Origin of the sequence: Pseudoalteromonas sp. MEBiC 03607 (assembly GCF_004792295.1) — a bacterium.
GTDB lineage: Bacteria > Pseudomonadota > Gammaproteobacteria > Enterobacterales > Alteromonadaceae > Pseudoalteromonas > Pseudoalteromonas lipolytica_C.
On record NZ_SRRY01000001.1, the window covers coordinates 1,141,471 to 1,156,417 of the forward strand.

Genomic DNA, 14,947 nt, shown 5'->3' on the forward strand with positions numbered 1-14,947 from the left:
GCAATGATTAATCGGTATCTACTTTAGTATTCTCATCATTATTTGATGAATTAACTTCTGGCGAAGTTAACAGCTGTCACTAACAAAGACCCGTTTGGGTTGTATGGTTAAGTGACTAAGCGTACACGGTGGATGCCTTGGCAGTTGGAGGCGATGAAGGACGTATTAACTTGCGATAAGCCTAGTCAAGCTAGTAAAAAGCGCTTGAGACTAGGATTTCCGAATGGGGAAACCCACCTGCTTGCAGGTATCTTACACTGAATACATAGGTGTAAGAGGCGAACGCGGAGAACTGAAACATCTAAGTACCCGTAGGAACAGAAATCAACCGAGATTCCGGAAGTAGCGGCGAGCGAAACCGGACCAGCCCTTAAGCTTATTATGTGTTAGTGGAACATTCTGGAAAGTTTGACGATACAGGGTGATAGTCCCGTACACGAAAATGCATCTTAAGTGAAATCGAGTAGGTCGGAGCACGTGAAACTTTGACTGAATATAGGTGGACCATCATCTAAGGCTAAATACTCCCAACTGACCGATAGTGAACCAGTACCGTGAGGGAAAGGCGAAAAGAACCCCTGTGAGGGGAGTGAAATAGAACCTGAAACCGTGTACGTACAAGCAGTAGGAGCCCACTTGTTGGGTGACTGCGTACCTTTTGTATAATGGGTCAGCGACTTATATTTTGTAGCGAGGTTAACCGATTAGGGTAGCCGTAGGGAAACCGAGTCTTAACTGGGCGTATAGTTGCAAGGTATAGACCCGAAACCCGGTGATCTAGCCATGGGCAGGTTGAAGGTTGAGTAACATCAACTGGAGGACCGAACCCACTAACGTTGAAAAGTTAGGGGATGACCTGTGGCTAGGAGTGAAAGGCTAATCAAACCGGGAGATAGCTGGTTCTCCCCGAAATCTATTTAGGTAGAGCCTCGGACGAATACTTACGGGGGTAGAGCACTGTTAAGGCTAGGGGGTCATCCCGACTTACCAACCCTTTGCAAACTCCGAATACCGTAAAGTACTATCCGGGAGACACACGGCGGGTGCTAACGTCCGTCGTGAAGAGGGAAACAACCCAGACCGCCAGCTAAGGTCCCAAAGTCATAGTTAAGTGGGAAACGATGTGGAAAGGCCCAGACAGCCAGGAGGTTGGCTTAGAAGCAGCCACCCTTTAAAGAAAGCGTAATAGCTCACTGGTCGAGTCGGTCTGCGCGGAAGATGTAACGGGGCTAAACTATGCACCGAAGCTGCGGATTCATACTATGTATGAGTGGTAGGGGAGCGTTCTGTAAGCCGTTGAAGGTGACCCGGGAGGGTTGCTGGAGGTATCAGAAGTGCGAATGCTGACATGAGTAACGATAATGCGGGTGAAAAACCCGCACGCCGGAAGACCAAGGGTTCCTATCCCATGTTAATCAGGGTAGGGTAAGTCGACCCCTAAGGCGAGGCCGAAAGGCGTAGTCGATGGGAAACGGGTTAATATTCCCGTACTTGGTATAATTGCGATGGGGGGACGGAGCAGGCTAAACAAGCATGGCGTTGGTTGTCCATGTGAAAGTGAGTAGGTTGGTGACTTAGGAAAATCCGGGTTGCTAAGACTGAGACACGAGACGAGCCACTAAGGTGGTGAAGTTGTTGATGCCATACTTCCAGGAAAAGCCTCTAAGCTTCAGATTATACCGAATCGTACCCCAAACCGACACAGGTGGTCAGGTAGAGAATACTAAGGCGCTTGAGAGAACTCGGGTGAAGGAACTAGGCAAAATCGTACCGTAACTTCGGGAGAAGGTACGCTCCTATCTGTGATGAGACTTGCTCTCTAAGCGGACGGGAGCCGCAGTGACCAGGTGGCTGGGACTGTTTATTAAAAACACAGCACTGTGCAAAATCGCAAGATGACGTATACGGTGTGACACCTGCCCGGTGCCGGAAGGTTAATTGATGGGGTTAGTTTTCGGACGAAGCTCTTGATCGAAGCCCCGGTAAACGGCGGCCGTAACTATAACGGTCCTAAGGTAGCGAAATTCCTTGTCGGGTAAGTTCCGACCTGCACGAATGGTGTAACCATGGCCACGCTGTCTCCACCCGAGACTCAGTGAAATTGAAATCGCAGTGAAGATGCTGTGTACCCGCGGCTAGACGGAAAGACCCCGTGAACCTTTACTACAGCTTGGCACTGAACATTGACCCTACATGTGTAGGATAGGTGGGAGGCTTTGAAGCAGAGACGCTAGTCTTTGTGGAGCCGTCCTTGAAATACCACCCTTGTAGTGTTGATGTTCTAACGTTGGCCCCTAATCGGGGTTACGGACAGTGCCTGGTGGGTAGTTTGACTGGGGCGGTCTCCTCCCAAAGAGTAACGGAGGAGCACGAAGGTTGGCTAAGTACGGTCGGACATCGTACGGTTAGTGTAATGGTAGAAGCCAGCTTAACTGCGAGACAGACACGTCGAGCAGGTACGAAAGTAGGTCATAGTGATCCGGTGGTTCTGAATGGAAGGGCCATCGCTCAACGGATAAAAGGTACTCCGGGGATAACAGGCTGATACCGCCCAAGAGTTCATATCGACGGCGGTGTTTGGCACCTCGATGTCGGCTCATCACATCCTGGGGCTGAAGTCGGTCCCAAGGGTATGGCTGTTCGCCATTTAAAGTGGTACGCGAGCTGGGTTTAGAACGTCGTGAGACAGTTCGGTCCCTATCTGCCGTGGGCGTTTGAGAATTGAGAGGGGTTGCTCCTAGTACGAGAGGACCGGAGTGAACGAACCGCTGGTGTTCGGGTTGTCATGCCAATGGCACTGCCCGGTAGCTACGTTCGGAACTGATAAGCGCTGAAAGCATCTAAGCGCGAAGCAGGCCTCGAGATGAGTTCTCACTAGACTTTTAAAGTCTCTGAAGGGCCGTTGAAGACTACAACGTTGATAGGCAGGGTGTGGAAGTGGTGCGAGCCATTAAGCTAACCTGTACTAATTACCCGTGAGGCTTAACCATACAACGCCAAACGCGTTTTATGACAGCGTAACAGACAGAAGTTAAGAAACTAAAGTAGACATTTACTTGATATCAGAATTCCGAATTTATGTAGGGTGAACCTCAACGCTTAATGCGAAATCAGTTCACCTTGCGCAAAGGACTCGTAAGCGCTACGCGCTTTGTCGAGAATCCTTTCCACGCCTTTTGCTTGGTGACAATAGCGTTTTGGACCCACCTGACCCCATGCCGAACTCAGTAGTGAAACGAAACAGCGCCGATGATAGTGTGGCATTTGCCATGTGAAAGTAGGACATCGCCAGGCTCCAAATTAAAGAAAGCCCGATTCGAAAGAGTCGGGCTTTTTTGCGTTTTAGCTGTCAGCTTTCAGCCATCAGACATCTGATCTGACTCCGATAAAGTAGACACAAGGTTTAATTAACTTGTTCGTACTGCATGGGACTTTTATACCCTAGGGTGCCATGCCTTCTTACTGAGTTGTAGTATTTTTCAATATAAAAATACGTTTGTGTTGTCATTTCACTACGACTCAGTTCATTTAAATTCTTTATCCACTCCTTTTTATACTGCGCAAAGAAGCTTTCTGAGCATGCGTTATCCCAGCAGTTGCCTTTTCTAGACATACTCACTGTGACACCTCTATTAGTTAACCACTTCACTGTTTCCTTTGCGACATACTGAGCTCCTTGGTCTGAATGAAAGAGCAAATTCGAACCATCAGGTTTACGTGCTGACCATGCTTTCCTCAGTGTTTTAATAACTAACTCGGCGTTGTTTATACGGCTTGTTACCCAGCCAACAACCTTACGAGAGTACAAGTCAAGGATGACGCATAAATACTGCCAACCATCTTTACAGCGTACTTGTGTGATATCTGATACCCACACGGTATTTACTGCATCAACATTAAACTGGCGCCGTAATAAATTACTCGCTTTGATTGTACCTTCTTTCTTCGAGCGGCTTGTATAGCGTCTTTTACCTGACTTTGAACGATAGCCAACGCTTTGTAATAGTCTCTGCACACGCCCTTTACTGCAATCAAAACCATGTGCTACCGCTGCCTCCCAGAGCTTCCTATAACCAGGAATACAGTGCTCTTGGTCGCTGACATACTTTAGAAATTTCAGTAACGAACTGTTTTCTTTCTGGCGTGTGCTAGGTAATTGCTTTAACCATTTATAGTATCCAGCCGGCGACACAGATAACCAGCTGCACAACTTCTTCACTGTGCGTTTGGCGTCTGTGACCTTGTGGATATATTCGAACCTTATTCTTTTAGGCTGTCGAAGTAGACCTTCGCCTTTTTTAAAACGTCATTCTCCAACTGAGCATCTTCGAGTTGCTTCTCAAGCTTGCGAATTTGGCGTTCTAAATCTGTGTATGATTTGTCAGGGCCTTGGTTCTTTAGTGGCTTTGCCGTTTTCTTTTTCGAGGTCATGTGACTTCTCCAACTTGATAGCATGTCAGGATGAATACCGTACTTATTAGCGACCATCTTAACTGTATCTGTGGTGTCTAACGACTCTTGAACGACTTTTATTTTAAATTCGAGGGAATATCTACGCTGTGACTTTACTTTCATGATTACTGACTCCAAAAAGGTGTCTACTTTTATGGAGTCAGATCAATCAGCTGAACTGCGGGGTTGTTTAGTACAGAGACTCCCTCAGCACTCCCTGTTCATTCTCCAGGTAGGTTGGGTAGAGCGGAGCGAAACCCAACACGAGTTAGCTAGTTACAAGTTAGCAAGGGTAAAGTTGAACTGTGTGGTTGTTTAGTACAGAGTCACCCTCAGCAACAACCCCCGTAGGAGGCACTTCAGTGCCGAATTCAGACCAGAACAAACACATTTACGGCTAAAGCCATTCCTACAAGTACACTTTGCCTAGAACCTCCGGCAGAGGAAGACGCAGCACCAAACACCTCCACCGCGCGGCTGATCGCTGACTGCTGAAAGCTGATAGCACTGTGTTGGGTTTCGCTGCGCTCTACCCAACCTACGCCAGATCTCAAACTTTACCCTTTCTAACTCGCTAACTCGCCACTCACGTTTATAACGCTTACTCCCCTTGTCTTTGTTCTGCTTTGGCTAGTTGAATGTATTTGGTTTCGACTAGTTGTGAGAGAGGAACAAGTTCGAAGCCTTGTCGTTGTAGTTCTGGGAGTGCTTGCTGAAGAAATGTAACAGTTTCTGGGTAGGGGTGGGCAATGGCGATTGCGTAGTTGAAGTGCTCAGCTTTGCTTTTAAGTTCCTCAAGTTGATGTTGTAGCTGGCTTTGGGTGACATTGTTATCAAGAAATACATGACGAGATACATTAGCCACACCATACAGGTTAGCAACATTTTGCGCTTCACTTAGGCTGGTTGTACGGCTATCTAAGAAGTACAAACCACGTTTTTTTAAAACTTCCATTGTCCATTTCATTGGCTCTGTAAGCTGTGTTAGCTCAGAACCCATGTGGTTATTGACCCCTTTTACTTGTGGTAAAGAGGCTAACGCATGGCCAAGGGTTGTTTGTAACTCTGACTTAGTCATATTGTCCGTGAGTGCACCAGGACCAAGCGCCTTAGTTTTATCAAGCGCTTGCATTGGTACATGTAAAAGTAATTCTTTATGAGTTTTACTAGCACGTTCAGCAAATATTTGTGAATAGGGAGTATGGGGCAAGATTGAGAAAGTCACTTGCCCTGGTAAGTTTAATATTTCAAGATCGCGCTGATGATTGCCTATATCATCGATTACTATAGCTATTTGCTTTGCTTGGCAAAATAGCGGTAGGCAACATACTGCGAGTAATAAGCCAGTTTTTAGATTCACTTTTTGTAATTATTATATCCAGTGTGTGCGCTTACTTACTGCATAATAGCGAACTGTTTTGCTGTCAGCTGTTTTTTGTCCTGTCTATCAAGCAGTGAACTAAAAAGCGCCAATTCTTGTATATTTTTTATTATAACGTCTAGGTTAATTTCTGAAAGTATTGTTTGATTTATACTCACATCAGGTGTGATCCCTTTACCATCTATTGACTGACCAAGAGGGGTATAATAACGCGCAGTGGTGAGTTTTAATGCTGTATTACCGTTGCCTAGCGGAATAAGCGATTGCACTGAGCCTTTACCAAAAGATGTTTCGCCAATTAAAGTTGCACGTTGGTTATCGCGAAGTGCAGCGGCGAGAATTTCTGCGGCAGAAGCTGAGTTTTCATTTATTAAAACAGCAATAGGGGCTCCTTCTAAAATATCACCGCTATGCGCAGTGTATCTCTGGTTTGCCTCATTAAAGCGTCCTTTAGTTGAAACAATGATGCCGCTGTCTAGAAATAAGTCTGCAACCTCTATGGCGCCTTGCAATGTGCCGCCGGGATTATCACGTAAATCAATAATTAAACCAGATAATGGGAAGCTGTTATTAACTTGCATTTTTGCAAGTTCACGTGCAACGTCATGCAGTGTGTGATTATTAAATGTATTAATGCTTAATAAAGCGACGCCTGAATTGGATAGGTAGCCATGAACGCTTTCTAGTGTGATTTGCTGGCGCTTAATTGAAAAGCTTAATGCTGTTGATTCTTTTCGCATTATTGAAACATTGACGGCGTCTAATCCGCTCTCTCGAATCAGCGTTGCAACCTCATCAATACTCTTATTCATGATAGGCTGATGATTAATCGCAACAACTTCATCATTTATTTGTAATCCCGCTTGTTCTGCTGGGGAGTTACTTAAAGTATTGACGATATAAACTCGTCCATTATCCATTTTAACTTCGATCCCCAAGCCTGTGTAGCGACCATTGGTGTTGCTAAATATGGCATCGAGCTCATTTTCATTAAGATATTTAGAGTAGGGATCAAGCTGTTTTAGTAATTCTTCCACTTGGTCGTTATTAGGTTGACTAACAAAGCTATTTTGTAACTTCAAATCATCTACATAATAGGTGTGAATATTAAAAAGTATTTCGTTTAACTGTTGACGATGAAGTGTTTCAAGCGAGGGTTTAGCAATGCTTGGGAATGATTGAAACACCAAGCAAAAAAATGTAACTAACGTTATAAAACACAGCTGAGTAAAAAACTTGGCTGGGTAGATAGCTCTGAATGTAAGGGTTGTGTTTAGCATCAGCTGCTCCTCATAGGGTGCAGCTATTTAATCTATTAAATGCGTCTGCACCATTTTACAGGATTTACTGCGCGTCCTTTGTGGCGTATTTCAAAGTATAGACCAGGATCTGGCTGTCCGCCGCTTTGACCAACTAAAGCAATTGTTTCGCCTTCTCTAACAAGGTCACCAACATCGCGAAGTAGAGTTTGAGCATGGCCGTATAAGCTCATAAAGCCATCACCATGGTCAATGGCAATCACCCAACCAAAGCCATTTAACCAATCGGCATAAACAACTTGGCCGTTCTGTACGCTTTTAACATTACTGCCCTCTTTGGCACTAATGAGTACGCCTTTCCAGTCTATGTTGCCGTGCTTACGTTGTCCAAAGCGATGGCGTAGTGCCCCTTTGGTTGGCCAGTCTAGCTTTCCTTTACTGCTTTGAAGACCTAGTAGTTCTACTTTTTCACTGCGCTCTCTTTCTAACTCTTCAATGGCTGTGATGAGAGTTTGTTCATTCTCTTTTAAATAGTCTATTGAGCTTTTAGTCTCTTTGAGTGCTGACTGAAGTTTATTGAGGTTGTTTTTACGTTCTTGTTGAGCTTTAACTAAGGCCTGCTGACGCTGCTTTTGCTCATCATATAAGGCAACTAGACGTTGTTTCGTTTTTTCAAGCTCAGCTTGGTTGTCAGCTATTTCTTGCTGCAGTGCTTTGAGCTCTTCAATTTGCTTAATGCGTGCTTTATTTAGGTAATTGTAATAACTGAGTGTACGCTCAATCTTGGCTGTGTCTTGTTGGTTAAGCAGCATTTTTGAATAGTCATGGCTACCAGCCATGTAGGCGCTTTTTAGCTGGGCAGCTAATAAGGTTTGTCGCTTGGCTTGTTGAGCTTTAAGCTGCTGTGCTTTAGCTTGTTGTTCTCGCTGTTGTTGCTCGTTTTCTTTAACCGATTGGGCTGCAAGGTTTAATGCTTTGGCATTTTGAGCTATATCGAGCTCATGGGCGCGCAGATCTTTGCGCATTTGAGCAATGGACTTGCGTTGACCTTTAAGCTCAGCCTCTGTTTTTTGTAAAGCTGATTGAATGTCTGATAAGTCTTTTTTGGTTTGATCTTCATTAGCAACAACCGAAGTTGTTACTAATGAAGTCAGTATTAAACCAGTTTTAAAGAAGTGGTTAATACATTTACTCATAGCTTATTTCAGCGTCATGATTGGTTTACCAGTCATTTCACTTGGCTGCTCTAAGCCAAGTAGGTGAAGCATGGTTGGAGCCACGTCACTTAATGTTTTACCATCATGTGGTGTTGCATCACGGCCAACATAGATAAATGGCACAGGCTCACTAGTGTGTGCAGTATGCGCTTGACCTGTTGCTGGGTTAGCCATTTGTTCTGCATTACCGTGGTCTGCTGTGATCAGCGCTTCACCACCATGCTCTTCAAGTGCAGCTATAACACGACCAATACAGTGGTCAACAGCTTCACATGCTTTAACTGCAGCTTCGAATACACCTGAGTGACCTACCATGTCTCCGTTAGGGTAGTTACAGATGATGGCATCGTATTTACCGCTAGCGATTGCTTCAACAAGCTTATCGGTCAGCATTTCAGAGTTCATTTCTGGTTGCAGATCGTATGTTGCTACTTGTGGTGATGGAATTAGTTCGCGAGTCTCGCCAACAAATTCATCTTCACGACCACCACTAAAGAAAAAGGTCACGTGTGCGTATTTTTCTGTTTCAGAAATACGTAGCTGTGTTTTACCTTGCTTCTCTAACCATTCGCCTAATACATTTGTTAAAGGCTCTGGGGCAAATGCAATCGGCGCTTTGATGTCTGCTGCATACTCAGTCATCATCACAAAAGCGCTTAACTGTGGTGATTTTTTCTTATCAAAACCGCTAAAGTCAGCATCAACAAAGGCACGAGTCATTTCACGTGCTCGGTCTGCTCTGAAGTTAGCAAAGATAACAGTGTCGCCGTCATTAATCTCAACAGCTGTCTGGCCTTCTGGTACTACTGTAGTTGCAGCAACGAATTCATCGTTTTCATCACGTGCATAAGCCTCTTCTAGTGCGGTTACGCCATCAGTGTAACTGTATTCAGCAATGCCACTAACCATAACGTCATAAGCAAGCTCGACACGGTTCCAACGGTTATCGCGGTCCATTGCATAGTAACGACCAACAAGTGTTGCTAAACGGCCGCAGCCAAGTTCTGCAAATAATGCTTCGATACGCTCAATTGATGCTTTTGCACTGCGTGGCGGCGTGTCACGACCATCTAAGAAACCGTGGAAGTAAACTTCTTTTGCACCGCGCTTGGCTGCAAGTTCAATCGTTGCAACAATGTGGTCTTCGTGACTATGAACACCACCCGGGCTTAAAAGACCCATGATATGTACAGCTTTGCCTGCATTTACAGCTTTGTCGATATTATCAACAAGTGCTGGGTTGCTATCGAATTCACCATCATCAATGGCTTTTGTGATGCGCGTAAAATCTTGGTAAACAATACGGCCAGCACCTAAGTTTACGTGGCCTACTTCAGAGTTACCCATTTGTCCTGCAGGTAAACCAACATCAAGTCCCGAACCTGAAATTAATGTATGTGGGCGGGTTGCCCAAAGGTTATCGAGTACTGGGGTATTAGCAGCAAGTATAGCGTTACTTTCTGTATCTTCACGGTATCCCCAACCGTCTAAGATCATTAATACCAATGGTTTTTTATGCTCTGTCATTATAGCTCCTGAAGATTGGCACTTATATATCACTAGCATACCGTGTTTTATGGTTTTGATCAGCTATCAATATGTCATATTAAAATATTTCACGCCCTAGCATTTTCAATTCAAGCACGTATACTTGCGTGGCAAATTTTAATTAACCCATGGCTATGCGCTGTGGTACCTAAATTTCTTAGTGGAAAACGCATGGATCAATATATTGAATTTATCTCAAATCATCCGGTTTTGAGCATCATTTGGTTAGCATTAGTAGCAATGCTGATCAGCAGTTGGTTTAAAAGTAAATTTTCAGCTATTCGCCAGATTAACCCACAACAAGTAACTTTGCTGATTAATCGTGAAGATGGTCAAGTCGTTGATATTCGTCCTCAAAAAGAATTTAATTCGGGTCGAATTGCGGGTGCAGAGCATTTAAATCCGGAAAAAGCTAAACAATCTGATTTTTCAAGCCTTGAAAAGTTCAAGAGTAAACCCATTATACTTGTATGTACTACAGGCATGACAGCTTCAGGTATCGCAACTGCTATGCATAAAGCAGGCTATGAGCGTGTTTATGTATTATCAGGTGGTATGGGTGCATGGCAATCAGCGAGCCTACCAACAACGACAGGCCGTTAAATATCTACGTTGCAGCTCGATAGAGGAATTATTATGAGTAATGTTGTTCTTTACACAAAGGCTTACTGCCCATTTTGCCAACGCGCTTTGGCATTGTTAGACAGTAAAGGTGTAAACTATACGAACATTGATATTGGTGTTCATCCAGAACGACGCGATGAAATGATCGATAAAGCAAATGGTGGTTACACGGTGCCACAAATTTTCATCAATGATGAACATATCGGTGGTTGCGACGACATGATGGCAATAGAGGCTCAAGGCCTTTTAGACGCAAAGCTTAACGCTTAATTTTTTAATTATAAAAACGAATTCAAGATAGGAATTACAATGAACGAAGAAAATCAAAACGCAGCAGAACAACAAGCAGGCGCGCAATTCACAATCCAACGTATTTACACAAAAGATGTTTCATTCGAGACACCTAATTCGCCAGCAATTTTCCAAAAAGAGTGGACTCCTGAAGTTAAACTTGACCTAGATACTCGTTCTAACAAGTTAGAAGAAGGTGTATTTGAAGTTGTTCTTGCATTAACAGTGACAGCATCTATCGGTGAAGAAACTGCGTTCCTTTGTGAAATTCAACAAGCAGGTATTTTTACTATCGCTGATGTTGAAGAAGTACAACTTGCACACATGCTAGGTGCATTCTGCCCGAACGTACTTTTCCCTTACGCTCGTGAAGCAGTATCAAACTTAGTTAACCGTGGTACTTTCCCACAATTAAACTTAGCACCAGTTAACTTTGATGCTCTTTTTGCTCAATACATGCAACAGCGTGCAGCTCAAGAGCAACAGGCAACTGCAGACGCATAAGCTATGACTACAGCACAATCAGCTGTTACAGTTTTAGGGGCGGGGTCGTATGGCACCGCCCTTGCTATTTGCTTTGCCAGAAATGGTCACCCAGTCACTTTATGGGGGCGCAATAGCGATGACGTTGCTACGCTTGCAGCTGAGCGAAAAAATCAACGTTATGTTCCTGATGTCACCTTTCCTGAGTCGCTAAAGCTAGAAGCTGATCTAGAAACAGCAGTAAAAGCAAGTAAAATCATTCTAGTGGTTGTACCAAGTCATGCTTTCGCAGGCACTCTACAGAAAATAAAACCATGGTTAAACGAGGAAGCTGAAGTTGCGTGGGCTACAAAAGGTTTAGAGCCTAACACAGGGCGTTTATTGCAAGAAGTTGCAGTACAAGAGCTTGGGGATAATATTCCACTGGCCGTGCTTTCAGGACCTACTTTTGCTAAAGAAATGGCTATGGGCTTGCCAACAGCTATTTCGGTATCGTCGACTTCTAAAGATTTTGCAAAGCAGCTGGCTGATCTTTTACATTGTGGCCGCTCATTTAGGGTGTATAACAATGATGATTTCATTGGTATACAACTTGGTGGCGCAGTAAAAAATGTGATTGCGATTGGCGCAGGTATGTCGGACGGTTTTGGCTTTGGGGCTAATGCTCGTACAGCTTTAATAACCCGTGGTTTAGCTGAGCTGTGTCGTTTAGGTTGTGCATTAGGTGCCCGTTCAGATACCTTTATGGGCATGGCTGGTCTTGGTGACTTAATCTTAACCTGTACAGATAACCAATCGCGTAACCGTCGTTTTGGTCTGGCACTGGGTAAAGGTGAAGGAGTCGAAGCGGCAATCGAATCAATTGGTCAGGTTGTCGAAGGCTATAGAAATACTAAAGAAGTGTTTTTACTTGCTGAGCGTACCGGCATCGAAATGCCGATCACAGAGCAAATTTACAAAGTGCTTTATGAAAATAAAGATGTAAAAGAAGCTGCGATGGCGTTGCTTGGTCGAGAGCAAAAGTCAGAGTAATGATACCGGCGCACTTAAAACAAAACGCGATTATTAATCGCGTTTTTTGTTTTTTTATAACTTATAACTGCTCGCAATGCGAGGTACTAATACCTTCTCTTTTAAAGATCTAAAAAACTAAATCTTAGCCTTGTTATTAACGAGATTTTGTTGCCTCAAAATAGCTCACTTAATTAAGCGAATAGGTATTACTTAAGTTGGTTGTTTAACTTGTTTTTATTAATGAAATCGACCACTTGTTCAGCTTTAAGAGGCTTACTGTAATAGAATCCCTGTTGAAAATGGCAACCCATAATATGTAACATGTAAGCCTGCTCTTGGGTTTCAACGCCCTCGGCAATAATATTAATACCGAGATACTTTGCCAAGCGGACAATAGTTGCCGTGATGTTTCTATCTTGATCGTTATGAGCGATGTCTTTGACAAAGGATTTGTCAATTTTTAGGGTGTCGATAGGAAACCGTTTCAGGTAACTTAACGATGAGTGCCCTGTACCAAAGTCGTCTAGGGCGATGTTAACACCAAGCGCTTTTATGCGTGTCATTTGCTGAAGGGCAAACTCAGGGTTATCCATCATTGCACTTTCTGTTATTTCTAACTCCAAGCAGTAGGCTGGTACATCAAACTTGCCTAAGTACTCTATTAATGTGTCTATTAAGCTACTGTGCTGAAAGTGTAAAGCAGAAATGTTAATGGCTACATTGCCAAACCGTATATTTTGCTTTTGCCAGCTAGATAGTTGTTTTAGTAACCGCTCTATTAGTAATTGTGTTAGTGGGATAATGGCACCATTTTGTTCTGCAAGAGGGATGAATTCGTCAGGTGTTATAATACTGCCATCATCTTGAGGCCACCTAACTAGGGCTTCAAAGCCATGCAGACGATTGTGTTGAGCATCAAACTTAGGTTGGAAGTAAAGTTCAAAGTCATTATTGGTAATTGCCTTAAACAGAGCGCTTTCTTTCGTTAACTCGGTTGGGTCAAGTGTGTGGCGATCTTTATCAAAAAACTGGTATGTATTTCGGCCTATTTTTTTTGCATGATTTAATGCGCTATTGGCACTGCGCATCAGGTTCTCGCAGTTATAAGCATTGTCTGGATAAATAGCGAGACCACAACATACAGATAATGAAGTTTCAAAATTATCCAGCATAAAAGGTGTTTTGAATTGCTGAAGAACTGTATCCACAGTTTGCTTTGCAAAGAATATCGTTTTTCCTGAATAAAGGTATGGAGGAACAAGTATTGCAAACTCATCTGCACCTAGTCTGGCGATTGTGAAGCCTGAATTGAGCGATGCTGTTAAGCGGCACGCGACCTCTTTGAGTAACACATCACCTAAGGTATGACCTAAAGAGTCATTTATCTTTTTGAAATTATCGATGTCAATAAATACGATGAGTAAACTCGGGTAAGTGTCGTTACATGCTTTGATTGCTTTATCAAGAGATTCAATAAAAATAGCACGATTCGATAATCCTGTAACAGTATCTTTTGTTGTGAGCTTAAGCATACTGCGCTCAGTATTTTTACGAGTTGTGATATCGTAAAACAGTCCAACATAGCGAACAGTAGGCTTAGTCAGTGATGAGGTTATTACTTTGGTGATTGATAAAGCCAGAGCGTAAGGTTGACCGTCTTTACGAATGTTCCACATTTCGCCAGACCAGTAACCATCTTGCTCTAACTCTTGGAGAATGATTGCTTCAAGCTGTTGGTCTCGACCGCTTTGAGTTAGCGCCTTAAACTTTTTGCCGATAACATCGACTTTTTGATAGCCAGTAATTTCAGAAAAAGCGTCATTTATCTCAATGATATTGAAGTCTTCGTCGGTTATCCAAATAGCATCTTTTGCTTTAGACAATAACGCATCCGTGAATATCATTTTTTTATTTCTGTAATAAAAAAACAGCCAAGCCAAAAGTAATAAGATAATGAAGGCCAGAAGAATGATATATGGAAAATTAGAAGCTTGCGTGGGCAAGGTTGTTGCAGCTGATGCTTTACCTAATGGAAGATGCATCAGCAAGGTCGAGCAACATAAAATATGAAAAGGGCGCATTTAAAACCATCTTTAGGAACAAGCCAGCCTATTTAGGTTAGTTCATAAAAAATGGTAATGCTAAATAATTAGTGTGTTTTTATTAAAAACGTTTTTTCAATAACTTACTGGCCATTAACAAAGCCAAGTTGACGCCAAGACTCATATACAAATACAGCCACAGAATTAGATAAGTTCATGCTTCGACTGTCTTTTTGCATCGGGATACGTACTCGTTGCTCTTTAGGTAAAGATTGAATGAGCTCATCAGGTAGGCCTCGAGTTTCCGGACCAAACACTAAACAGTCACCTGGTTGGTATTGTGCTTGATGGTGAAACTGACTGCCTTTAGTCGTACATGCGTAGACTTTCTTAGGTTGGCATTTTTCTAGGTATGCTTCGAACGAAGCATGACGTTGTACGTGACTAAATTCATGATAATCAAGTCCTGCACGTTTTACACGCTTGTCATCCCATTCAAAGCCAAGAGGTTCAATAAGATGTAAGGCGTAGCCAGTGTTTGCGCATAAACGGATGATATTTCCAGTGTTAGGTGGGATCTCTGGTTGGTATAACACTATATCAAGCATGTGACTCTCTTTTTAAACAATATCAATT

The 14,947-nt window shown here is 43.3% G+C and carries 12 protein-coding genes and 2 rRNA genes; 6 read left to right on the plus strand and 8 right to left on the minus strand.

Features of this window, described 5'->3' with window-relative positions; genetic code table 11:
- The first annotated feature begins 105 nt into the window (after positions 1-105).
- Together E5N72_RS05200 and rrf are read left to right on the plus strand one after the other, a co-directional pair.
- Positions 106-2,990 (plus strand): 23S ribosomal RNA (locus tag E5N72_RS05200).
- A gap of 189 nt (positions 2,991-3,179) precedes the next feature.
- Positions 3,180-3,294, plus strand: a 5S ribosomal RNA gene (gene rrf / locus E5N72_RS05205).
- Positions 3,295-3,403: 109 nt separating this feature from the next.
- Here rrf and E5N72_RS05210 read toward each other — a convergent pair.
- The 6 genes from E5N72_RS05210 to gpmM all read right to left on the minus strand — a co-directional run bounded on the left by E5N72_RS05210 (position 3,404) and on the right by gpmM (position 9,836).
- Positions 3,404-4,575 (minus strand): IS3 family transposase gene (locus E5N72_RS05210; RefSeq protein WP_135922821.1). Its coding sequence is split into 2 segments (ribosomal slippage): positions 3,404-4,302 and positions 4,302-4,575, totalling 1,173 coding nucleotides; the frame shifts between segments, so codons are not numbered across the junction.
- 248 nt (positions 4,576-4,823) lie between these two features.
- A complete protein-coding gene (locus E5N72_RS05215; RefSeq protein ID WP_135923527.1) occupies positions 4,824-5,006 on the minus strand; it encodes a hypothetical protein in 183 nt (60 codons plus the stop codon).
- 47 nt (positions 5,007-5,053) lie between these two features.
- Entirely contained in the window at positions 5,054-5,812 is a 759-nt protein-coding gene (locus tag E5N72_RS05220) for a divergent polysaccharide deacetylase family protein (protein WP_135923528.1), read from the minus strand.
- A gap of 35 nt (positions 5,813-5,847) precedes the next feature.
- Positions 5,848-7,113, minus strand: a complete 1,266-nt coding sequence (locus E5N72_RS05225) for a S41 family peptidase (RefSeq protein WP_135923529.1) — start codon at positions 7,111-7,113, stop codon at positions 5,848-5,850.
- 35 nt (positions 7,114-7,148) lie between these two features.
- Positions 7,149-8,288 carry a peptidoglycan DD-metalloendopeptidase family protein gene (locus E5N72_RS05230; protein WP_135923530.1) on the minus strand — a complete coding sequence of 380 codons (1,140 nt, stop codon included), beginning with the start codon at positions 8,286-8,288 and terminating at the stop codon, positions 7,149-7,151.
- Between the two features lie 3 nt (positions 8,289-8,291).
- Positions 8,292-9,836 carry a 2,3-bisphosphoglycerate-independent phosphoglycerate mutase gene (gene gpmM / locus E5N72_RS05235; RefSeq protein ID WP_135923531.1) on the minus strand — a complete coding sequence of 515 codons (1,545 nt, stop codon included), beginning with the start codon at positions 9,834-9,836 and terminating at the stop codon, positions 8,292-8,294.
- 192 nt (positions 9,837-10,028) lie between these two features.
- On the opposite strand from gpmM, the gene E5N72_RS05240 reads away from it, so the two are divergent.
- The 4 genes from E5N72_RS05240 to gpsA are packed head-to-tail and all read left to right on the plus strand — an operon-like array spanning position 10,029 to position 12,287.
- On the plus strand, positions 10,029-10,460 hold the full coding sequence (locus E5N72_RS05240; RefSeq protein WP_135923532.1) for a rhodanese-like domain-containing protein: 432 nt from the start codon (positions 10,029-10,031) through the stop codon (positions 10,458-10,460).
- A gap of 33 nt (positions 10,461-10,493) precedes the next feature.
- The gene (grxC, locus tag E5N72_RS05245; RefSeq protein WP_135923533.1) at positions 10,494-10,751 is read left to right on the plus strand and encodes a glutaredoxin 3; all 258 of its coding nucleotides are present in this window, start codon (positions 10,494-10,496) and stop codon (positions 10,749-10,751) included.
- A gap of 39 nt (positions 10,752-10,790) precedes the next feature.
- The gene (gene secB, locus E5N72_RS05250) at positions 10,791-11,276 is read left to right on the plus strand and encodes a protein-export chaperone SecB (protein WP_135923534.1); all 486 of its coding nucleotides are present in this window, start codon (positions 10,791-10,793) and stop codon (positions 11,274-11,276) included.
- Positions 11,277-11,279: 3 nt separating this feature from the next.
- Positions 11,280-12,287 (plus strand): NAD(P)H-dependent glycerol-3-phosphate dehydrogenase, encoded by a 1,008-nt coding sequence (gene gpsA / locus E5N72_RS05255; RefSeq protein WP_135923535.1) that lies wholly within the window; start codon positions 11,280-11,282, stop codon positions 12,285-12,287.
- A gap of 188 nt (positions 12,288-12,475) precedes the next feature.
- On the opposite strand, the gene E5N72_RS05260 is transcribed toward gpsA, so the two are convergent.
- Both E5N72_RS05260 and trmL read right to left on the minus strand, forming a co-directional pair.
- Positions 12,476-14,173, minus strand: coding sequence for a GGDEF domain-containing phosphodiesterase (locus tag E5N72_RS05260; protein ID WP_205994297.1), 1,698 nt, complete (start codon positions 14,171-14,173; stop codon positions 12,476-12,478).
- Positions 14,174-14,454: 281 nt separating this feature from the next.
- Positions 14,455-14,919 carry a tRNA (uridine(34)/cytosine(34)/5-carboxymethylaminomethyluridine(34)-2'-O)-methyltransferase TrmL gene (gene trmL, locus E5N72_RS05265; RefSeq protein WP_054550977.1) on the minus strand — a complete coding sequence of 155 codons (465 nt, stop codon included), beginning with the start codon at positions 14,917-14,919 and terminating at the stop codon, positions 14,455-14,457.
- Positions 14,920-14,947 lie beyond the last annotated feature (28 nt).

Coding starts and splice junctions, on each gene's coding strand:
- E5N72_RS05225 (WP_135923529.1), bottom strand. CDS start 7,113: ATGCTAAACACAACCCTTACATTCAGAGCTATCTACCCAGCCAAGTTT.
- E5N72_RS05230 (WP_135923530.1), bottom strand. CDS start 8,288: ATGAGTAAATGTATTAACCACTTCTTTAAAACTGGTTTAATACTGACT.
- gpmM (WP_135923531.1), bottom strand. CDS start 9,836: ATGACAGAGCATAAAAAACCATTGGTATTAATGATCTTAGACGGTTGG.
- E5N72_RS05240 (WP_135923532.1), top strand. CDS start 10,029: ATGGATCAATATATTGAATTTATCTCAAATCATCCGGTTTTGAGCATC.
- grxC (WP_135923533.1), top strand. CDS start 10,494: ATGAGTAATGTTGTTCTTTACACAAAGGCTTACTGCCCATTTTGCCAA.
- secB (WP_135923534.1), top strand. CDS start 10,791: ATGAACGAAGAAAATCAAAACGCAGCAGAACAACAAGCAGGCGCGCAA.
- gpsA (WP_135923535.1), top strand. CDS start 11,280: ATGACTACAGCACAATCAGCTGTTACAGTTTTAGGGGCGGGGTCGTAT.
- E5N72_RS05260 (WP_205994297.1), bottom strand. CDS start 14,173: ATGATATTCACGGATGCGTTATTGTCTAAAGCAAAAGATGCTATTTGG.
- trmL (WP_054550977.1), bottom strand. CDS start 14,919: ATGCTTGATATAGTGTTATACCAACCAGAGATCCCACCTAACACTGGA.